This window comes from Arcicella lustrica, from assembly GCF_034930985.1.
Lineage (GTDB): Bacteria > Bacteroidota > Bacteroidia > Cytophagales > Spirosomataceae > Arcicella > Arcicella lustrica.
This window is the reverse complement of record NZ_JAYGIM010000007.1, coordinates 69,824-92,271: the sequence shown is the minus strand read 5'-3', so window position 1 is coordinate 92,271 and position 22,448 is coordinate 69,824. Positions and strand designations below refer to the sequence as shown.

Below are 22,448 nucleotides of genomic sequence, written 5' to 3'. Positions count from 1 at the left end.
AACACAGTACTTCATGGGCTTTCGTTCAATTCTGGCAAAACCATTTGCTTCTTTCGTAGTACAAAACCGCCAAAAGTGGGAAAAACAAGCCGTTGAAATACAGCTTACATTAATGAAAAGTTTAGTTGCTGATGCTTCGCACACGCTTTTTGGGAAAGATCACCACTTTTCAGATATTTCAGATTATCAAACTTTCAAAGAGGCTATTCCTGTACAAGATTATGAAAATCTGAAACCTTATATAGAAAAAGTAGTCGCTGGAGAAAGTGATATTTTGTGGAAAGATAAACCGCTTTACTTTGCAAAAACTTCGGGCACAACTTCGGGCGTAAAGTATATTCCTATTTCAAAAGAATCAATAGGTTTTCATATCAACGGAGCCAGAGACGCTTTATTAAGTTATGTTCATGAAACGGGTAATTCTCAATTTTTGGATAAGAATTTAATTTTCTTGTCGGGTTCGCCAGAAATGATAAAAAAGAATGGCGTATTCACGGGGCGACTTTCGGGCATTGTGAATCATCATGTGCCGGGCTATTTAAGAAGTAATCAATTGCCAAGTTATGAAACCAATTGTATTGAAGATTGGGAGACAAAATTGGAAAAAATTATAGATGAAACCATCGACAAACCTATGTCTTTGATTTCAGGCATTCCGCCTTGGGTACAAATGTACTTCGACCGTATTCAAGCTAGAACTGGAAAAAAAATCAAAGATGTATTCCCAGATTTTTCACTCTTCGTTTACGGGGGTGTAAATTTTGAACCTTATCGTGCTAAACTTTTTGAATCTATTGGTAAGAAAATAGATTCAATTGAAACCTACCCAGCCTCCGAAGGTTTTATCGCTTATCAAGATTCACAAGAAGCAGAAGGACTTTTATTGTTATTGAATTCTGGCGTTTTCTATGAATTTATTCCTGTAGAAGATTACTTCAAAGAAAATCCAAGACGTTTGCACATTGGCGAAGTACAATTAGGCGTAAACTATGCCGTAGTGATGAACACCAATGCAGGGCTTTGGGGTTACTCTATTGGCGATACGGTAAAATTTGTGTCTTTGAATCCATACAGAATTATTGTTTCTGGAAGAATCAAACATTTTATTTCAGCTTTTGGCGAACACGTTATTGGCGAAGAAGTAGAAAAAGCCATGCAATATGCCATGCAACGCCATCCAGAAGTTGAGTTGGTAGAATTTACAGTGGCTCCACAAGTAACACCGCCAGAAGGAGGTTTGCCATATCATGAATGGCTAGTAGAATTTGCCAAAGCTCCACAAGATTTAAGCGCTTTCGCACAAGACATCAATCAAAAATTAGCAGAATTAAATGTTTATTACGATGATTTGATGACGGGAAGTATTCTCCAACCTTTGAAAATAAACGTATTACAAAAAAATGCTTTTATAGATTATATGAAATCGCAAGGGAAATTAGGCGGACAAAATAAAGTACCAAGATTATCAAACGATAGAGCGATTGCAGATAAGATTTAAATTTTATCTGCAATCGCAGTTTGTGAGTATACTGGCGTAAGCATTTTCCGAAATTCTACTGTTTGAGCGTTAGCGAGTTTAGAATTTCTTGATTTTCTTTTGCGGCCGCCGCTGCGGTTACTTTTCTTGTATCAAGACAAGAAAAGTAAGGACTTAGAATGAGAAGATTTCCTTATTAGGAAAGAAGCAAATTTAATATATTGTAAGCTATAGCTATCAATAATGGGTAAAAAACACACCTCAATAGCTTTATAAGTAAAAATCTATCATTATAATATTTTAACAGAATAAAATGCCTTTAGAACAAACATTTCGCTGGTTTGGAACAAAAGACCCTGTTCCATTAGCACATATTCGTCAAGCAGGAGCAACGGGTATCGTTACTGCCTTGCATCATTTACCTAATGGAGTAATCTGGACGGTTGAAGAAATTCAAAAACGTAAAGCTGAAATTGAAGCAGCTGGATTAACCTTATCAGTAATAGAAAGTGTACCTGTTCATGAAGACATCAAAAAGCGTACAGGAAACTATCGTGAGTATATCGAAAATTATAAGCAATCGCTAATCAATCTTGGCAAATGCGGGATTGATACAGTTTGTTATAATTTCATGCCTGTATTAGATTGGACTCGTACAGATTTAGACGCACCAATGGCAGACGGCTCAACGGCTTTGCGTTTTGATGCCACCGAGTTTGCGGCTTTTGAAATTTATATTTTAAAAAGACCGAATGCTGAAGCAAGTTATACGGCTGTTCAATTAGAAAAAGCCAAAGCTTGGCTTGAAAATTCTACTGAAGCACAGCGTACAAAACTTACCCGTAATATTATTGCAGGTTTGCCGGGAAGCGAAGAAAGTTTTACCGTAGAAGAGTTTTTAGTCGTTTTGGAAGGCTACAAAGAAGTAGGCGATAAAGAACTAAGAGCGAATCTTTATGAATTTCTAAGAGAAATTACCCCTGTAGCCGAAGAGGCGGGCATTAATTTAGCCATTCACCCAGACGACCCTCCATATCCAATTTTAGGTTTACCAAGAGTTGTAAGTACAGAAGCGGATGCAAAACAAATTTTGGAAGCTTACGAAAGTCCTAATAATGGACTGTGTTTCTGCACAGGAAGTTATGGCGTTCGTGAGGACAACGATTTGGTTGGCATGGTAGAAAGAATGGGCGACAGAATCAATTTTGTACATTTAAGAGCTACCAAGCGTGATGCAGAAGGGAATTTCCATGAAGCAGACCACCTTACAGGCGATGTAGATATGTACGGAGTGATGAAAGCTTTGGTAACAGAACAACGTAAAAGAATAGAAACTGGCAGAGAAGATTACCGTTTACCATTCCGTCCAGATCATGGACATAGAATGTTAGATGACCTCAATCCAGAAAAAAGAACCAATCCGGGTTATACTGCCATTGGTCGTTTAAGAGGCTTGGCAGAGTTACGTGGATTAGAATTAGGTATTGAGCGAGGTTTAGACGCTAAATAAATTTCATTAAACCTTTTGTATCTCAGATACTTTGCGTAATTTTGCACCCCTGATTTTGAGGTAATTATACGAAATCTTTCATTGCTTGAATTTATTCTTCTTTGAGAGATTAGCTAAGTGTTTAAAAATCAGACATGTGTATCTCTATTAAAACAACACAAAATGCCAACTATACAACAGTTAGTAAGAAATGGCAGGGAGCAAATGACTTGGAAGTCAAAATCTCCTGCTCTTGATTCTTGTCCGCAACGTCGTGGCGTGTGTACAAGGGTTTATACTACTACGCCTAAGAAGCCAAACTCGGCTATGCGTAAAGTAGCCCGTGTACGTTTAACAAACGGCAAAGAAGTAAATGCTTATATTCCAGGTGAAGGTCACAACTTGCAAGAACACTCAATCGTATTGATTCGTGGTGGTCGTGTGAAAGATTTACCAGGGGTACGTTACCATATCATCCGTGGTGCTTTAGATACTGCAGGTGTAAATGGTCGTCGTCAACGTCGTTCTAAATATGGTGCTAAACGTCCTAAACCAGGTCAAGTGGCAGCTCCAGTAAAAGGCGGAAAAGGCGGTAAGAAAAAATAATTTGACATTCGTAAATTGAGAAATTTGAAAGTATAACATTTTCAAATCATCAAATTTTCAAATCATCAAATTACAAAAACAGTCCAGTATGCTTTAGTTAAGGGCAGAAGATGGGCTAAACTTAAAATCTTAACAATCCAATGAGAAAGTCAAAACCAAAAAAGAGATACGTATTACCTGATCCTAAATTTAGGGATGTAATGGTAACCAAGTTTGTTAATAACTTGATGTACGATGGTAAAAAATCAACAGCATTCACGATTTTTTACGGTGCATTAGACAAAGTTGAAGATAGAACCAAAGAGAAAAACGGTTTAGAGCTATTCAAAAAAGCATTAAACAACGTTATGCCATCGGTAGAAGTAAAAAGCCGTCGTGTAGGTGGTGCTACTTTCCAAGTTCCAACGGAAGTACGTGCAGACCGTAAGTTATCAGTAGGTATGAAATGGTTAATTCTTTATGCTCGTAAGCGTGGAGATAAAACTATGGTTGACCGTCTTGCTAACGAAATCATGGCAGCAGCTAAAGGTGAAGGTGCAGCAGTGAAGAAGAAAGATGATACGCACCGTATGGCAGAAGCTAACAAAGCATTCTCTCACTTCAGATTCTAATTCAATTATTAACAACAACGAGATACACACAGCACAAAAGCGAAAATCGAAAGGTTTTCGCTTTTGTGTTTTTAGGGGTTGGAGTAATAGGTAAGATTAGCTTTGACAATTTTTTCAAAGCTGAATGCTAAAGCAACAAACAAAAAAGGCTTTAAGCAAATCAATGCCTAAAGCCTCTCTATCGAAATTTTATTATAAATTACTCTACCACACCCACATAATTGAATGGAGTAATTCGTTTTAATTCATATTTTACTTTATCACTGATTTCTAAACCGTCGATAAATTCTGCAATGGTTTTTTCGGTGATTTTATCATTCTTACGTGTCAAAGCTTTTAACGCTTCATAAGGTTGTGGATAACCTTCTCTTCTCAAAATCGTTTGAATGGCTTCTGCTACAACTGCCCAGTTATCTTCTAAATCTGCATTGATAGCTTCTTGGTTCAATTCTAATTTATTCAAACCACGCAATAAAGCGGTTAAAGCAATTAACTGATGACCAATCGGCACACCCAAATTTCTAAGTACTGTTGAATCTGTTAAATCTCTTTGTAAACGAGATACTGGTAATTTTGCTGCTAAGAATTCATACAAAGCGTTGGCAATACCCACGTTTCCTTCTGAGTTTTCAAAATCAATTGGGTTTACTTTATGTGGCATTGCCGAAGAGCCTACTTCACCTGCTTTGATTTTTTGTTTGAAGTAACCCATCGAAACGTAAGTCCAAATATCACGATCTAAATCTAAAACGATGTTGTTCAAACGTTTTAAATTATCCATCAAAGCAGCTAAGTTATCGTAATGTTCAATCTGAGTAGTGTATTTGCTACGAACCAATCCTAAAGATTTTACAAATGAATTTCCGAATGCTACCCAATTATTTTCTGGATAAGCTACATTATGGGCATTGAAATTACCTGTTGCACCACCAAATTTTGCAGAGTATGGAATGGTTTTCAATAAATCCATTTGGCGTTCCATTCTTTCTACAAACACCATGAATTCTTTACCCAAACGAGTTGGAGAAGCTGGCTGACCATGCGTATGCGCTAACAATGGAATATCTTTCCATTCTTCGGCTAAGGCTTCAATTTTAGCAATTACTTCTTCTAATTTTGGTACTAATACTTCGTTCATTGCTTCTAATAAAGACAATGGAATAGCAGTATTGTTTACATCTTGAGAAGTAAGTCCAAAATGAATGAACTCAAGGGAATCGTTAATACCAAACTTATCTAATTTATGTTTGATAAAATACTCAACCGCTTTCACATCATGATTGGTTACTTTTTCAGTTTCCTTGATCCAAAGGGCATCTTCTTCAGAGAAATTAAGATAAATGTCTCTTAAAGCCGTAAACAAATCTTTATTAATCGATTCTAATTGAGGTAAAGGTATTTCGCAAAGAGCGATGAAGTACTCTATTTCAATACGAACACGATATTTGATAAGCCCAAATTCAGAGAAAAAAGGAGCAAGACTTTCTACTTGCTTGCGGTAACGCCCATCGATGGGAGAGATTGCGGTTAATTGATTGAGTTGCATTTTAAATGAGTAATTGAGTGATTGAGCGATTGAGTGACGATTCTTACTCAAAATTCAATGCCTTCAATATGTTTAAGGAAAGAACAAAGGTACAAAAGAATTATTGAGCTACGATTTAGGAAATCATTTTCGTATTCATTTTCCTAAATTTAATACAAATTATCGCCAAAAAACGTGAAACTTGCATAAGGATTACCATGCTTTACCCTTTTAGAAAAGTAAAAATCCTTTTATCAAAAACGAATACGGTTTTCTCATGCTTCTGAATCCCAAATTGTTAGCCACTTTATTGGCTATCGTCATTGCCGCTTTTATTACTTCTTTTCTTTCTTTTCTGCCCGAATCGAATGCCAATGTGCTGTTCGTAAGCTTTATTGCGACGCTGATTGTGGCGGGAATTCTCATTTATTTTGTGTTGGATTACTTGGTTTTTCAAGAAATCAATAAAATGTATGATTCTATCAACCGACTAAAAATCAAAGATTTCGGTGTTACCAGAAAGAAATTATACAAAAACAATAATCCGCTCAAGAAATTGAATGATGAATTGTTTGTCTATGTTTCTAAAAAGGAACAAGAAGTAACAGAATTGAAACGCTTAGAAAAGTATCGTCGTGAATTTTTAGCCAACGTTTCGCATGAATTGAAAACACCCATTTTTGCGGCACAAGGTTTTGTACATACTTTACTCGACGGAGCGATGGATGATGAAAACGTTCGTGAAAGATTCCTTGTAAAAGCGGCTAAAAGTTTAGACGGTTTAGATATTTTGGTAAAAGATTTATTGACGCTCTCTCAAATGGAAACGGGCGATATTAAGATGAATCGGGCGAAGGTTGATATTAAGCAAATCACCAAAGAAGTATTTGAGCAATTGGAAGGGAAAGCGAAAGCCAAGAACACAACGCTACAAATTAAGTCGCCACAATTACAAGTTTGGGTGAAAGCAGATGCGCAAAGAATCGGACAAGTAGTGACGAATCTCGTAGAAAATGCCATTAAATACGGCAATGAAAACGGAACAGTAATTGTAAATTTTGAAGAAGATAAAAAAGATTGGAAAGTTTCTATCAGAGATAATGGACCAGGCATTGCGCCAGAACATTTAAACAGAATTTTTGAAAGATTTTATAGAGTAGATAAAGCCAGAAGTCGTTCGGATGGCTCATCAGGATTAGGTTTAGCCATTGTAAAACACATTTTAAATGCCCACAGAACCAAAATTTCAGTAGCCTCAAAACCAGAAAAAGGAACAACTTTTTCATTTAAATTAGAGAAGACAGAAGTGGTGGTTTAGGATTATTACTTATTTTAATTTTTAACAACTCAGTTCTATAATAACATGAAACGAAGAAAATTTCTTGGCGTTTTGGGCATATTGCCACCTATACTTTTTTCTTGTGGAAAAGATGAATTTCCAGACCGTCCGACTATCATTACTGGAAAAGTAATTGATGAAAATAATATGCCTGTCGTTGGCTTAAAATTTCAATTTGGTGCAGATTATGCAAAGAGTCTTTTTTATCGTATCTCTATATTCAATGTAATTGGAGAAACTAATAAAGATGGAGTTTATACTATTTCACACATGGTTGACTATGGACAAACTACATTCTTACCATTTAGTGATACAAACTATGATTTAAATAGTCAATATAATATTTACGTTTGGAAAAATAATAAATATGAACAAGTGGGGAATCCAGTCGGGCCAATCATTAATGGTGAAACAAACACTTTTAATTTTCAGCTTAGAAAAATATGATTAACATTATTTCTTCTCTCTTGGCTGTATAAGAAAGTAATATAAAATCATTACAGCACAATTTGCTCTCTATTATCCTTTATTTTCAACAAAAGACACTAAAAACTTGCTTCACAGATATTTTTTTTACATTTTTGAAGCAATAATGTAGCTAAGTAGTTCACCGACACCAAAATGCCTATTTTGCCTGTCTTTTTTATCCCCTTAAATGAATTAACAGATTACACATCAGCGGTTCAATACACCTGATGGATATATCATTGTGTTTAATTTCTAACAATCTAAATTCTGTACTTAACATGAAACGAAGAAAATTTCTTGGAGTTTTGGGTGTATTACCCCCTATCCTTTTTTCTTGTGGGAAAGATGAATTTCCTGACCGTCCAACTATCATTACTGGAAAAGTAATTGATGAAAATAATATGCCTGTCGTTGGATTAAAATTTCAATTTAGTGGATATTACTTAAAAGGGCTTTCTCCTATTCCCACCTTTGATGCTACTGAAGAAACTAATAAGGATGGAATTTATACTATTTCATATATAGTTACCAACGGACAAACTGAATTTCTACCAGAAAGTAATACAAACTATGATTTAATGACTAAATATAATATTTACGTTTGGGAAAATAATCAATATGAGCAAGTGGGGAATCCAGTCGGACCAATAATCTACGGAGAAACAAATACTTTTAATTTTCAACTTAGAAAAAGATAAATTTATGAAAACAAAAATCTACAATTCCCTATTTCTTATAGGGATAAATATTTCATTTCTATTTTTTCTTTCTTTTCTTTCTTTTACTTCTTACGCTCAAAGTGATAAAGAAACAAAAGAAGCTCTTGCAAAAATAGACACCTCAAGTTTTAAAGGAAAAGGGTTTCTAAACAAAGCACAGTTCATAAAGTCAATTTTAGAACCCCTACGGTCTAAATCTAAAGAAAAAGATAAGGATGGTGCCTCTATTTTAACCTTAAATACAAGGTATTTTAATCTACTTACCACTATTGTAGCCAATGCTGACCTAAACGATAAACCTAAGCCAAAAAAAATTGAAGCAATTCAAAATTTTTCTCGGGATCAAATCACTGAAAGTAATATTATACCCATTGGTATTATCAATGCTGATGCCCTTTTATTGACAGAGGCTCAGATAAATGATAATGTTAAGGCTAAAAATAACAACAAGAAAGCTGATTCAAAAGATTATGAAAATGTTGAAATAATTACGGCGGGATTACTTCAGGGAGAAATCTTTCAAGGCAATGTAAATTTTCAGATTAGTCCAGATTTACTTCAAAGTAATATTAGTAATCAAATAAAACAAATAGAAATTGATTTTCAAGACGGCAAAGGCTACAGGGTTTTTGACTTTAAAGAACAGCTAATTCCTTATCAGTTCACAACGATTGGCGATGTTGCGATTGCAATAAAGCTTGTAACCAAGCGAGGGACTTTTTTAACTTATAATATATTAACAATACATCAATTAGAGCGTCCACAGCCCTATATGAGTAAAAAAACTGTAAATGCTATAAAAGTAGTTCAAGAGTCTGTTAAAAATGGGCGAGTGGAACAAAATGTGGTAGGAGGCGAATATCAAATATATACAGGTTGCGATGGAGTATTTGATAAACCAATCATTATAGCAGAAGGATTTGATATTGGACAAGACGTTAATATCAGTGATATGGTTGCCAAATATTATCCCTATCTCTATGCTTTTCGTAACCATGGATATGATTTAGTATTTGTTAATTATTCTGATGGTCGAGATTATATGCAGAACAATGCAGAAGTTTTGAAAAGAGTAATAAATGAAGTTAATAGTATAAAGGTGGGTAATAACAAGCTGGTAGTGATAGGCGAAAGTATGTCTGGATTAATAGCAAGATGGGCATTACGTAGTATGGAAAATGCAGGGCAAACACATAATGTTAGCCATTACATTGCATTTGATACACCTCATCAAGGTGCCAATGTTCCACCAGGACTAGTTGCTCTTGGACGAAACCTTTATGGACATACAGGAGGTTTTTTTTCTCTTTTAGTTGCGCTACTTGTACCCGAAGTTATGGCAATTTACTCGCCAGCAGCCTGCCAATTATTAATTCATCAAAGTTCAACACTTGAAAAACACCCATTATTTGACTCTTTCCGACAGGATTTGAAAAATTTGGGAAATGGCGGTTATCCAAACCAAGGAGGCATTAGAAATATTGCTTTAGTTAATGGTTCTTTAAATGGCACCCCTAATCGTAACTATACTAATGGTGTTTTGAACCCAGGAGATAAGATTTTAGATGTTGATGTTGTGGGTATTCTTTGTAATAGTTTCATAGATGCTTGGTCAAATCAGGTAGGACAAAGTACGAAAGTGTATGATGGCGATGCCATTGGCATTTGTAACATTTCATTTAGCTCATCTTATGTTAATTTCAATAGAAATCTTGATAGAACTCCTGGTGGGTATATAAGTAGTGGTCTTGGATATGGTTTTCCTATTTACAGTACTACAAATCCATCCTTTAGTTTTGTCCCAACTTTTAGTTCGATAGATTATAGGGGCTCATTAGTTAATGATAATGATTATACATTCCCAATTAGTGGTTCTATTATCAATGCATCAACTTTTCAAACAATCAATACAAACCTAACACCTTTTGCCGCTATTTATGGTGACGATTTTAATAATGAACATGCTAGAATAAGAGGTGATTTAGGAGCATTAAATACGTTGGCACTTAGAGAGAATTTTGGTATTACAAATACAGAGGCAGTATTAGCGAATTGTTCATTACCCATACCACCTAAAGTTATGCAGACAGGGACATATTTTAAGGTAGGGCGAAAAAATAATGTTCTTCCAAGTGGTCTATGTAAAGCATCAAGAGGCTATAAATTTACACCACAAATTATGACTATTGATCTTATAATACCAAATAGCAATACAACAAGTAACTACGTACAGTCTATAAGAATTACAGGAGGAAATTTAACCAGTCCACTTATTTTACAAGCAAATTCGTGGAATATTTATACATTAAATTATACGAATTTATCAACAGGTACTTATACAATTACTACAGTAAGAAGATTTTATGGCAGTAATACTCAAGAGTCAACGAATTCAACTACAATACAAATTTCAGGTAGCTGCAGACTAGCAGCAGGTGATTGCCCTGAAGATGATGAAGAGGGGGCTGAGATAGGAATTTTAAGTGATGTAAATTTACCATGTTATGCAAGCAAGTATAATGGCATCTGGGTAGCGTCACTTGAAGATGGAACATTCATACCACGAAGTAGGTTAATTGCTAATGGTATGAATACAAATTCTGCTAATTGTTTTGCTGAAACAGACCCAAGTTCAAATGTTGTAATTAATGATAATTGTTACACCATTCAAAGTAAGCAGACCAACAATTATATGCAGCTCATGTCTGATGGTACCATTCAACAACAAGTAGCGAATAACCAAACTACTCAAATTTGGAAGGCAGTCACTTCTGGTAGTTCATATCAATTTGTTTCTCAGTCGAATCAGCAATATTTAAAAGTAGATAATTATAATGAGGGCACTCATGTAACTTCTGGTACAAGTGGTAATAATCTTTGGAATTTAGAAAATAGCAGTGGGTCTTACAGAGTGTCTACTCCCACAGGTATTACTTGGGATATGGAAGGTTATGGAACGGGACAATACTTACAGCTATATGGATCAACTAGTGAAAGTTTGGGAAATCATAGATTATGGAACTTCACTCAGACAACGTGTAATACACCTTCAACATTAAGTTTATCACAAAGTAGTTGGAGTCCAAGCGCTAGTAGTAATAGTACGAGTGTAAGTATTAATTCCAATGTATCTTGGACAGCTAGTAGTAATCAGATATGGTTAACAGTTAGTCCTACATCTGGTAGTAACAATGGTACACTTACTTTAACAGCAACAGCCAATACAGATACGTATGCAAGAACCGGAACAATAACGGTAACAGGTGGTGGAATAAGTCAAAGTGTTGCAGTAACCCAAGCTGGAACGACAGCAAGTACTTGTCCTGCCGATGAGGTAGTAGTCGGCAACCAAGGAGGTGGCGAGGTAGTTATTAAGCATTTTGATAACTATTATATATTATGTACAAAATCAGTAAGTGGTTCGGTGACAAGATATGTACCTAGAGGGAAGAATTATTGGACATGGAGTGGTTTTACCAAGAATAGCAATGTAGATCAGTATTATTCTTGTATCAATGTTAACGACTCAGATTGGTGGGGTTTAGCTAACCCATTACCTAGTGGTTATGTACCAACGGGTTGGCTGAGTAGCACTTTTAATGATGCTGATGGTAATCCAGTATTTTACTTTTATAAAAATACGACTAACACTTTAAGTTTATCATTATCTACTTGGAGTACAGTTGCTGCTAGTGGCAGTACTACAGTTAATGTAAGTTCCAATGTATCTTGGACAGCTAGTAGTAATCAGATATGGTTAACAGTTAGTCCTACATCTGGTAGTAACAATGGAACACTTACTTTAACAGCAACAGCTAATACAGCAACAAGTGCAAGAACAGGAACAATAACGGTAACAGGTGGTGGTTTCAGTCAAACAGTTACAGTAACTCAAGCTGGTACTACTAGCACTGGTTCTTGTGCCGTGAATAAAGTAAGACTTCTTTTCAGAGCGGATTGTTGTTTAGACCGTCTTGTGGGGGCTAAAATTAGAGGCTCTAATGACAACAGTAATTGGACAGATATTTACACTTTTACAGCTAATGGTACAGGAAGCTGGCAAGAGTTCACATTTAGTAATAGTACTATTTATCAGTATGTACGTTTTGAAGCTAGTGCTAGTGGTTATGGAGAGTTGTTCGAATTAGAGTTCTATAACGGAACGACAAAGTTAACAGGCACAGGTTTTGGAGGGACATCCGCTTTAGATGGTGATATCTATACATTTTGGCATGGAGGTAATATGGGTAGTATTAACTATGCTGGAATCCAAATCAATACGACCAATTGCACAACAAATACCCTAAGCTTATCGCAGAGTAGTTGGAGTACTAGTGCTAGTAATACTAGTACAACAGTCAGTGTAAGTTCGAATGTATCTTGGACAGCGAGTAGTAATGCAACAGGTTGGTTAAGTGTTAGTCCTGCTTCTGGTAGTAACAATGGAACACTTACCTTAACAGCAACAGCTAACAGTGGCGGTAGTAGAACCGGAACGATAACAGTAAGTGGTGGTGGACTTAGTCAAGCTGTTACGGTCACTCAGGCAGCAGGCTCAAGTTGTGGAAATACCCCACAGAATTATTGTTTGACTGGTACTATTCCTACGAATCAGTTTAGATATTTATCTAATAATGCTTATACAAACGTAGCTGGTCCTAAGAACAGCCTTGATGGAGGCTCTCCTCCCTTCTATGGTAATGCAGGTTGGATACAAGGTTATAATGGCGTTTCAGGAAGCATTATTTATCCAACGAATCAGAATGATATTAATTTACCAGTAGTTAGTTCAGGTTATCGAATAGACCTTTGGTGGCCAAGTGCCAACTCAAAAGTCTTGAAACTTTATGTGAATGGAGTACAGAAGTGGAGTCAGACAACAACCTGTCAAGATTACTGTCAGTTTTATCCGGATTTTAGTACCGTAGTAAGTGGGGATAGAGTATATTTTGAAGTGACAGAAAATGCGACTGCAAGAGTAGCAGTTAGCAACGATGTTTTTGAAAAGCAAGAAGAGGTAAAAGATGATGTATTGGTAGTTTCTCCAAACCCAACGGATGGGAAAGTAAAGGCAAGTTTTTATGTACGAGAAGCCCAATCGGTACGCTTATCAGTGATAGATACACAGGGTCGTATTGTTCGCATTTATGATAAAGATGCAGATGTAGGAGCTAACAACATCGATCTTGATTTAGAACAACAGGCTTCTGGGACTTATATTATTCAATTGCAACTGAATAATAAACAGTTAGTTACAAAAGTGATAAGATTATAAAGTTTTTATTACCACAGCAATCTATCTGTTTGTAGCGTCAAAATACATTGAAGTCATCTTTACTTTTTTATTTTCTTAATCGCCATGATAATAAAGGCGATGAAGTTAAATCCAATCCAACTTGTAATCGTTGTATCAAATCGATTTAACAAAGATCTATAACTATCTATTCATGCGTTAGTTCTTTCAATAGAATATCTCTCTTTATAGAGTTCTTCGTCAATGATACGAGACCAATTATCGTCAGTAGTGTTCCTTTTGTTAGGAGCAATATTGGCGATAATTTGTTTTTGATAACATAATTGATGTAAATTCTCTGCGTCGAAACCTGCGTCTGCATTCATAAATAGTCGATCAACTGAAATAGTAGCATCCTCCAACATCGTAGTGAGTTCTTCAAAAGCCTGCTCAATGTTAAATAAAGCATTGTGATTGCCTGAAACTGGTGTTGATATAGCTAATACAAGTCCTTGTTTATCAGTTAAGTAAAGAACATTGGATGTTTTTTCTTCTTTCTACCTTGGTAAGCAAATCTTTCGCCACCACGAATAGATGAAGAATGGCTTCCATCTAAATTTACCATTGAAAGGTCGAAAGAAGACTTATACTTTTTCCAAAGTTCTATCCAACATTTTTTCCAAATACCTTCCTTACACTAACGACGATAATGTCCAAAAACAGTTTTGTAGTTAAGAATATGTGTGCTGAATAAACTATCGACAGGTAATAAATGCCATTGAATCCCGGTCTTGAGTTTATAAAAAATACAGTTAATGATTTCACAAGTCGGAGCCTGTGGCTTAAACCCCCGTTTTCTTACAGGTAAATGACAAATTATTTCTGATTCTATTATATCTTTGCTGAGTACGTAGTACATAAAAAGGTTGCTTTGGTATGGTTCACAAAACAAATATCAACAACCTTTTTTATTTTTAAGCAATACTAGCAAAAAGTCAAGATGACTTCAATATAAAATTTAATATTATTTATTTCAAACAAAAAAACCACTTCGCCGGAAGTGGTTTTTTTGTTAATATAAGTACAGATTCTACAACGCTCCTGCTCCTTCTTTCAATTTCTCTGCGTTTTCTGCAATTCTTAGTTGTTCGATAAAATCGCCAATTTCACCATCCATTACTACTGGTAAGTTATATACTGTATAACCAATACGGTGGTCGGTTACTCTACCTTGTGGATAATTATAAGTACGGATTTTATCAGAACGGTCACCAGAACCAACCATCGAGCGACGGTCGCCAGCAATAGATTCTTGTTGCTTTGCTAATTCAATATCATAAAGTCTTGAACGCAAAACCGTCATGGCTTTTTCAAAGTTTTTAATCTGAGAACGCTCATCCTGACATTGTACTACTAAACCCGACGGTAAGTGAGTAACCCTAACGGCAGAATACGTAGTGTTTACCGACTGTCCACCCGCACCCGAAGAACAGAAAGTATCTTTACGAATATCATTCATGTTAATCTGTACATCTACTTCATCTACTTCTGGCAAAACAGCCACAGTCGCTGCCGAAGTATGGATACGTCCTTGAGATTCTGTAGCAGGCACACGTTGTACACGGTGAACACCTGATTCAAATTTCATTTTTCCGTACACATCTTCGCCTTGAATATTGGCGATAATTTCTTTATAGCCACCAGACGACGCTTGAGTATAGTCCATCAACTGAAACTGCCATCCTTGGTTAGCACAAAAACGTTGGTACATTCTGAAAAGGTCGCCCGCAAAAATCCCTGCTTCATCACCACCCGTTCCAGCACGAATTTCCATGATGATGTTTTTAGAATCATTAGGGTCTTTCGGAATCAACATTTCCTTGATAATTTTCTCGTACTCTTCTTTTTGAGGTAATAATTCTTCTAATTCACCTTTTGCCAAAGCACGAAATTCCTCGTCTTTTTCAGTAGCAATTACTTCTTTTGCTCCTTCGATATTAGAAAGGATATTCTTGTATTCATTATATTTTAAAACAATCTTTTCAAGGTCTTTATACTCCTTACTAATTGTTTTATATTTTTTCATATCCGATACTACTTCGGGTTGCGTCATTTGCTGGGCAACTTCTTCAAATCGTTCACGGATGGATTCTAATTGTTCTAACATATTTTTTCTTATTTCGGAAAGTTCAACAGCTTGATATTAGTGCGTATAGCCGAATATTTTGGCAAACTAAAAATCAGGGTGCAAAGATACAAAAATCTTTATATTCAATGGGGGTAAATGTTTATCGGATTGTCTTTTGCTTAGATACCCAAGTAAATAGCACTACACTTATTTTAAACCTTCTTCGTTATTTAATCTCTAAGTACCATATTTTAAACTCCATACGTCATGAAAAAGCTAAAAATTCATAGAACATTTCAATTGCTTTTTTTATCATTAGCAATTATTCTATTGGTAGCGTCTTGTGGACCTTCTTATGTGAGAGTTGATAGCCGCCGCCCTTATCCATATAGATATGGTTATTCTTATCCTAGATACCGTTATGTAGTGCCTCCGCCAAGAAGAGTAATCGTAGTACCACGCAATGCTCCGCCAAAGTATCGTCACGATAACGGAAGACATAATGGAAAAAGAGGAAGATATTAAGATTCTTTCATAAAATAATCAAGGAAGTCGTGGTAAGTATCACGACTTTTTTCATGTTTCAGCCCTATCTTTACACAAATTATCAGATTAGGTCAAAACAAAACATGAAACAGAACCCTTCATTTTTCTCTTCAATTACCCACTATATTTCTTTACTACTTTTTGCAAATATACTGTTGATAAGTTGCGATTTCAGTAAACGTATTGATACAACGGCAGCTGTAAAGGAATTGCATGAACGAGAAGTAAAACGGATTACACCAGCACAATTTACAGCACAAGTAGATGAATGGGGGAGTACCATCGTAAAAAAACTAAATGCAGATTTATCTAAAAATCTTCAAGATACTACTTTGAAAGATTCTTTAGCGAAAGCTTACAGGGTGGAAATTGTTTCTGGTAGCCCGTTACAATTAAAAAATCCTGCTTGGGATAAAAAAATCAATGAAACGCTTGATGCTTATCAATATAATGTTGAACATAATATTCCACAAATTGATAATATTCAGAAGTCGGAAGATGAAGCCTTTTTTTACTATACTTCACCAATTATGGCGAATAAAAGTTTATTGAAACTGGATAAAAAGCAACTTAATACAATCGGCGCAAAAGCCAAGATGGATAGTTTAGCGTTCAAAAAAGATGGCTCTTTTCTGGGCTTATGGGTGATTAAATTCTCTAAAAAAGAAGTAGTAAGATTAGCCGACCCAAAACATTTGAAGATTTTGAGTGAAAAATAATTTATTTGCATACCATAAAAAAGGGATTTCAAACAGCTTTGAAATCCCTTTTTTATGGTATTGTTATTATCTACGACGGCGCTTTTTACTTCTAGCCCTTGTCTTCGTTTTCTTTGTACTTTTCGTTACTCTTACTGTTTTCTGTCTTGTTTTTTCTTCCAATTCCATAATTACCGAAGCCGCATTTTCTTTACTGGTTTCATAGGCTTCGTTCAATGATTTGTATGAGGTCTGTAATTTGGTATAATCATCCAATAAACGATTGTACTTTAAACTTAACGCTTCAAAGGTTTCTTTGCTATCTTCTTGACATTTGAGATACTCATCGTTTTTCTTCTTAAACTGACTTTCTAAACTAAAACGGAAACTACTTAATTCAGAATTCTCTTGTCGTTCTTTCGTAATTTGACTTTCTTGACGACGAATTTGATCTTGTAGTTCGGCAATTTTTTTGGTTTCAGTACAAGCAGATAGACTAATTGTTAAAAGAGCCATCAAGGCAAAGAAGCTTTGTTTCATGTTTTTCAGGGTTGTTTTAAGTCAAATACACTTACAAATATAGTATAATTCTTACTGTATTTTAGTCCCCTTCCAAAGGCTATTTTAGCTAAAGCCCTTTCTGTCATATTTTTAAAAGCCAATAATTATGAAGGCTTTAGCAAAAAAAGCAAACATTTTTTTCTAAAAAAATCTTGCTTGCCGAACTTTCTTGATTAATTTTGCCTTAAATCTATATAATTAATAGAGTAATAGGAAGGTTTTTTATGCTCCTCTGGAAAAGTAAAAAGCTAAAAAATATCAAGAAAATCATGCAAAGTTTCAGAACTGAACTCGAAAATCCACTTGTAGAGAAAGATATTATTGACTTGGCTCGCAAAATAGAATTATTCCGTGAAGGAAAAATTCACGAGGAAAAATTCCGTAGCCTTCGTCTGGCAAGAGGTGTTTATGGCCAACGCCAACAAGGTGTTCAAATGGTTCGTATTAAGTTGCCTTATGGAAAAATGACTTTCAAACAGTGGAAACGTATTGCTGATATTTCAGACGAATATTCTACTGGAAATCTTCATTTAACTACTCGTCAGGATATACAAATTCACTTTGTTTCTTTAGATAGAACTCCAGAATTATGGTCGAAATTAGAAGAAGATGATATTACGCTTCGTGAAGCTTGTGGAAATACAGTAAGAAACGTAACAGCTTCGCCTTCAGCAGGTATAGACCCTAATGAGCCTTTTGATGTTAGTCCTTATGCAGATGCAACTTTCCGTTATTTCTTGAGAAATCCAATTTGTCAGGAAATGGGTAGAAAGTTCAAAATTGCATTCTCAAATACCGACGAAGATACTGCCTTAACTTATATGCACGACATGGGTTTTATTCCTAAAATCCAAGATGGAAAACGTGGTTTTAAAGTAGTATTGGGCGGAGGTTTAGGTGCGCAACCAATGTTAGCTAAAACGTCTTTCGACTTTTTGGCTGCTGACCAAATTATTCCTTTCTTAGAAGCAACATTAAGAGTATTCGACCGTCATGGCGAAAGAAACTCTCGTCATAAAGCACGTATCAAATTCTTAATTCAAAAAATTGGTTTTGAAAAACTAACAGAATTGATTCAAGCAGAATGGAAATCTTTAAAAAGTAAATCATTCGAAGTTGATACTGAAACTGGAAAATGGAATGTAGAAGCAGATGCGTTGCCTTCTAAAACAGCTTCGGAAGTAGCTATAATGAATCAAGCAGCTTACGATTTGTGGAAAGCAACCAATACTTTCGAACAAAAGCAAACTGGTTTCTATGGTGTTTATGTTAGAATCTTGAACGGAAATATTCATTCAACAACTTCTCGTTCATTAATCGAACAATTAGAAGGCTATATTGCTGATGATGTAAGAGTAACCATCAATCAAGGTTTGATGTTGAAATTCGTTCCTGAAGCTAATCTATATTATGTATATTCAGTATTAGAAGCACATGGTTTTGCAGCAGCAGGTGCTAATTCGATGGCAAACATTACTGCTTGTCCTGGAACAGACACTTGTAATTTAGCGATTTCAGATAGTACAAACATTACTTCAAAATTAGAAGCCGTTATTACTGAAGACTTCCCTGAATTGATTCATAATAGCGATATTAAAATCAAGATTTCAGGCTGTATGAACTCTTGCGGACAACACGGTATGGCAAATATCGGTTTCCACGGTTCGTCTTTAAAAGCAGCTGATAAGCGTGTTTTACCAGCCCTACAAGTATTGTTAGGTGGTGGAACAGTAGGAGATGGCGTTGGGCGTGTAGCTGATAAAGTAATTAAAGTGCCTTCAAAACGTGGACCACAAGTATTGAGAGTAGTATTGAATAATTATGAAGAAAACGCTAACGAGGGCGAATACTTCAATGATTATTATGACCGTCAGGGTGAAAAATACTTCTATAATTTGTTGAAACCAGTAGCAGATTTAACTACTTTGAAAGAAGATGATTTTATCGACTGGGGTGCATCTGAACAATTCCAAACAGAAATTGGTGTTGGTGAATGTGCCAGCGTAATTATAGATTTAGTGGCTACTTTGTTATTAGAATCTGTAGAGAAAATGGATTGGACAAAAGCTGCTTACGATGAAAATCGTTGGGCAGATTCAATCTATCATGCTTATAGCGTATTTGTAAGTGCGGCAAAAGCTTTATTATTAGACAAATCGGTAAGTGCCTCTACTCAAAGTGGCGTAATTGATAAATTCGACGAGCAATTTGTGGCGACTGGTGAGATTTCTTTAAGTGGCAAAACATTTAAAGAATTGGTTTTACAAATTAACCAAAACGAACCTTCACAAGAATTTGCTACAAAATATGTAGAAGATGCTGAGGCTTTCTTGGCATTAGCAAAGGCATATCGTGACCAATTAACGTTGGTATAATTTACCTTTTATAGTAGAAATCAATCATCAATGGTGAGTGAATAGGCTTTATTCTGACCCTATTTATTCACCATTTGTATTTATAAGTAATTATGACTGGTTTAGAACATTTTAATACTTTAGACCCCAAACCTAAGCTAACAGTAGTGGGTGCAGGGCCGGGTGACCCAGATTTGATAACCCTTAAAGCCATCAAGGCTTTGAAGGATGCAGATGTGGTGCTGTATGATGCTTTAATTGATAATGAATTATTAGATTATTGTAAGCCTGATACAGAAAAAATTTATGTGGGTAAACGCCCAGGTGAAAGTCATTCACAAGATGCCATTAATTTTTTAATTGTTGAAAAGGCTTACATGTACGGACACGTGGTACGCTTAAAAGGTGGTGACCCTTTTATTTTTGGGCGTGGGATGGAAGAAATAGAATATGCAAAAGGCTTTGGTTTAGAAACAGCTTATATTCCGGGAATTTCATCGTCGGTAGCGGCTGCGGGTTATGCCAATATTCCTTTGACAACCAGAGGAGTAAGCGAAAGTTTTTGGGTAATTACTGGTACAAAAACAGATGGTTCGCTCTCAAAAGATTTAGAAATGGCATTACAAACGAGTGCCACCATTGTAGTATTGATGGGAATGAATAAATTAAGCCAAATGGCTGAAATTTGTAAAGCAATTGGCAAAGAAAATTTACCTGTAGCCATTATCCAAAATGGCACGACTAATCAACAAAAAGTAGGAATTGGCGTAGCAAAAGATTTGAAGGAAATAGCCGAAAACAATCAATTATCAAATCCAGCAGTGATTATTTTGGGTGAAGTAGTGAAATACGCTAATCTCACGGAGTTATCTGCTTTATCTAAAAATGCTGGGGGTAATCAGTAACTAATATAATTGCTCGTTTAAAACCTATAAGGATTTGAGTTTGAAAATCTTATTACTAGACAAAATACAAATCCTTATAGGTTTACTTAAATGGTTAATTGTAATTAACTCCTACTACGTTAATATTAGCTTCTTCAACAGAATCGGGAGATTTTATTCATCTAAACAGAGCTAACCTAACTCCCCAAAAACATCTAAAGCTGTTTTTTCATTCAGATTATTCTCAACATAAATCGTATATTTAATTGGAAATAAGAATTTCTACTAAGTTTTTATTAACTACAACAATTAAGTTTATGAAAGGGTTAGTCAATTTTGAATCAAATCAATTTTATCATATTGTTAATCATGCTGTTGGCAACGAAAATCTATTCCGTAATGCTGATAATTATAAATATTTTTTAGACCGCTACATTCATCATACTATTGATGCAATTGAAACTTATTCCTATTGCCTCATGCCGAATCATTTTCATCTACTTGTAAAGATTAAACCTTTGGAAGAGTTAAGGCAAAACGATAAGTTTGATAATGATGTACATAAATATGTGATGCAAAAAATCAGTAATCTGCTTAATGGATATGCCAAAGCTTATAATATTAGATTTAATAGAAAAGGAGCTTTATTTATAGACTACACTAAAAGGTTTTTGATTGATTCAGATGATTATTTCACTGCTACTGTTAATTATATTCATCAGAACCCTGTAAATCATGGATTTGTACCTGAATTACAAGATTGGTATTATTCTTCATATCATTCACTGCTTTCTGATAAAAATACTCGTCTAAAACGAGATGAAGTTATTGGTTGGTTTGGAAATAAAGAATACTTTAGAGAATTTCATCTACAGAATAAAATACCCCTCAATACTATTCTGGAATATTAATTTTCTTAAACCTTATAGGTTTTTAAAACCTATAAGGTTTCCATTTAACCGTTAGAATCCATTACTTTTGTATTCTAAAATACAACTTATGGATTTTGATACGTTATCAACAAAACGACAATCACAATTAATTGCTTTCGACCGTCTGCTTACGGTTATGGACGAACTTAGAGAGCAATGCCCTTGGGATAAAAAACAAACGATTGAATCGCTCAGACATTTAACAATTGAAGAAACTTATGAGCTTTCAGACGCTATCATTGAAGGCGATATGAAGGAAATTAAGAAAGAAATTGGTGACGTTATGTTGCACTTGGTTTTCTATTCAAAAATTGCTTCTGAAACGAATACTTTTGATATTGCTGATGTAATAAATAGTCTTTGTGAAAAGTTAATTCACCGTCATCCACATATTTATGGCGATGTAAAAGTTGAAAATGAAGAACAAGTAAAACAAAATTGGGAAGCTCTAAAGCTCAAAGAAGGTAATAAATCGGTTTTAGAAGGAGTACCGAAATCGCTTCCAGCTTTAGTAAAAGCAATGCGAATTCAGGAGAAAGCAAGAGGTGCTGGTTTTGATTGGGAAGAGAAACATCAGGTGTGGGAAAAGGTTGAAGAGGAAATGGATGAATTCAAGAATGAGTTTAACGTTGTTGACAACCAAGCAATTAACATTGAGAAAGCCGAAGCAGAATTTGGAGATTTACTATTTTCTTTGGTAAATTACGCAAGGTTTATAAACATCAATGTTGAAACAGCGCTGGAAAGAACTAATAAAAAATTTATCAAGCGTTTTCAGCATTTAGAATTAAGAGCAAAAGAACAAGGCAAAGCCTTACAAGATATGACCTTAGCTGAAATGGATGTGTATTGGGAAGAAGCCAAACGCCTCTAATCAA

The 22,448-nt window shown here is 35.3% G+C and carries 17 protein-coding genes and 1 pseudogene; 14 read left to right on the top strand and 4 right to left on the bottom strand.

Going from position 1 to position 22,448, the window contains the following annotated elements:
- Positions 1-13 precede the first annotated feature (13 nt).
- From VB798_RS09750 to rpsG, 4 genes are all read left to right on the top strand, one after another.
- On the top strand, positions 14-1,498 hold the full coding sequence (locus VB798_RS09750) for a GH3 auxin-responsive promoter family protein (protein ID WP_323258285.1): 1,485 nt from the start codon (positions 14-16) through the stop codon (positions 1,496-1,498).
- Between the two features lie 292 nt (positions 1,499-1,790).
- Positions 1,791-2,987, top strand: a complete 1,197-nt coding sequence (uxuA, locus tag VB798_RS09745) for a mannonate dehydratase (RefSeq protein WP_323258284.1) — start codon at positions 1,791-1,793, stop codon at positions 2,985-2,987.
- A gap of 162 nt (positions 2,988-3,149) precedes the next feature.
- On the top strand, positions 3,150-3,572 hold the full coding sequence (gene rpsL, locus VB798_RS09740) for a 30S ribosomal protein S12 (protein WP_309921726.1): 423 nt from the start codon (positions 3,150-3,152) through the stop codon (positions 3,570-3,572).
- Between the two features lie 140 nt (positions 3,573-3,712).
- Positions 3,713-4,183 carry a 30S ribosomal protein S7 gene (gene rpsG, locus VB798_RS09735; protein ID WP_323258283.1) on the top strand — a complete coding sequence of 157 codons (471 nt, stop codon included), beginning with the start codon at positions 3,713-3,715 and terminating at the stop codon, positions 4,181-4,183.
- 199 nt (positions 4,184-4,382) lie between these two features.
- On the opposite strand, the gene purB is transcribed toward rpsG, so the two are convergent.
- The gene (gene purB, locus VB798_RS09730) at positions 4,383-5,729 is read right to left on the bottom strand and encodes an adenylosuccinate lyase (protein ID WP_323258282.1); all 1,347 of its coding nucleotides are present in this window, start codon (positions 5,727-5,729) and stop codon (positions 4,383-4,385) included.
- A gap of 256 nt (positions 5,730-5,985) precedes the next feature.
- Between purB and VB798_RS09725 the strand changes: the two genes are divergently transcribed.
- From VB798_RS09725 to VB798_RS09710, 4 genes are all read left to right on the top strand, one after another.
- Positions 5,986-7,026: a sensor histidine kinase gene (locus tag VB798_RS09725; RefSeq protein ID WP_323258281.1), complete on the top strand. Its 1,041-nt coding sequence runs from the start codon at positions 5,986-5,988 to the stop codon at positions 7,024-7,026.
- Between the two features lie 45 nt (positions 7,027-7,071).
- The gene (locus tag VB798_RS09720; protein ID WP_323258280.1) at positions 7,072-7,494 is read left to right on the top strand and encodes a hypothetical protein; all 423 of its coding nucleotides are present in this window, start codon (positions 7,072-7,074) and stop codon (positions 7,492-7,494) included.
- Between the two features lie 299 nt (positions 7,495-7,793).
- Entirely contained in the window at positions 7,794-8,213 is a 420-nt protein-coding gene (locus VB798_RS09715) for a hypothetical protein (RefSeq protein ID WP_323258279.1), read from the top strand.
- Positions 8,214-8,634: 421 nt separating this feature from the next.
- Positions 8,635-13,509, top strand: a complete 4,875-nt coding sequence (locus tag VB798_RS09710) for a BACON domain-containing protein (RefSeq protein WP_323258278.1) — start codon at positions 8,635-8,637, stop codon at positions 13,507-13,509.
- Between the two features lie 59 nt (positions 13,510-13,568).
- Here the strand turns inward: VB798_RS09710 and VB798_RS09705 are convergent.
- Both VB798_RS09705 and prfA read right to left on the bottom strand, forming a co-directional pair.
- Positions 13,569-14,386: pseudogene (locus VB798_RS09705) on the bottom strand (transposase).
- A gap of 171 nt (positions 14,387-14,557) precedes the next feature.
- Positions 14,558-15,634: a peptide chain release factor 1 gene (gene prfA, locus VB798_RS09700; protein WP_184130839.1), complete on the bottom strand. Its 1,077-nt coding sequence runs from the start codon at positions 15,632-15,634 to the stop codon at positions 14,558-14,560.
- 228 nt (positions 15,635-15,862) lie between these two features.
- Here prfA and VB798_RS09695 point away from each other — a divergent pair, with 228 nt between their 5' ends.
- Together VB798_RS09695 and VB798_RS09690 are read left to right on the top strand one after the other, a co-directional pair.
- Positions 15,863-16,120: a hypothetical protein gene (locus VB798_RS09695; RefSeq protein ID WP_323258277.1), complete on the top strand. Its 258-nt coding sequence runs from the start codon at positions 15,863-15,865 to the stop codon at positions 16,118-16,120.
- A 104-nt stretch (positions 16,121-16,224) separates the two neighbouring features.
- A complete protein-coding gene (locus VB798_RS09690; RefSeq protein ID WP_323258276.1) occupies positions 16,225-16,860 on the top strand; it encodes a hypothetical protein in 636 nt (211 codons plus the stop codon).
- A 66-nt stretch (positions 16,861-16,926) separates the two neighbouring features.
- Here VB798_RS09690 and VB798_RS09685 read toward each other — a convergent pair whose 3' ends face one another.
- A complete protein-coding gene (locus VB798_RS09685) occupies positions 16,927-17,379 on the bottom strand; it encodes a hypothetical protein (RefSeq protein ID WP_323258275.1) in 453 nt (150 codons plus the stop codon).
- 290 nt (positions 17,380-17,669) lie between these two features.
- Between VB798_RS09685 and VB798_RS09680 the strand changes: the two genes are divergently transcribed.
- The 4 genes from VB798_RS09680 to mazG all read left to right on the top strand — a co-directional run bounded on the left by VB798_RS09680 (position 17,670) and on the right by mazG (position 22,444).
- Complete coding sequence (locus VB798_RS09680; protein WP_323258274.1) at positions 17,670-19,775, top strand: nitrite reductase; 2,106 nt, start codon at positions 17,670-17,672, stop codon at positions 19,773-19,775.
- Positions 19,776-19,867: 92 nt separating this feature from the next.
- The gene (gene cobA / locus VB798_RS09675) at positions 19,868-20,659 is read left to right on the top strand and encodes a uroporphyrinogen-III C-methyltransferase (protein WP_323258273.1); all 792 of its coding nucleotides are present in this window, start codon (positions 19,868-19,870) and stop codon (positions 20,657-20,659) included.
- A gap of 296 nt (positions 20,660-20,955) precedes the next feature.
- Entirely contained in the window at positions 20,956-21,549 is a 594-nt protein-coding gene (locus VB798_RS09670; RefSeq protein WP_323258272.1) for a hypothetical protein, read from the top strand.
- 88 nt (positions 21,550-21,637) lie between these two features.
- Positions 21,638-22,444, top strand: a complete 807-nt coding sequence (mazG, locus tag VB798_RS09665; protein ID WP_323258271.1) for a nucleoside triphosphate pyrophosphohydrolase — start codon at positions 21,638-21,640, stop codon at positions 22,442-22,444.
- Positions 22,445-22,448: the final 4 nt, after the last annotated feature.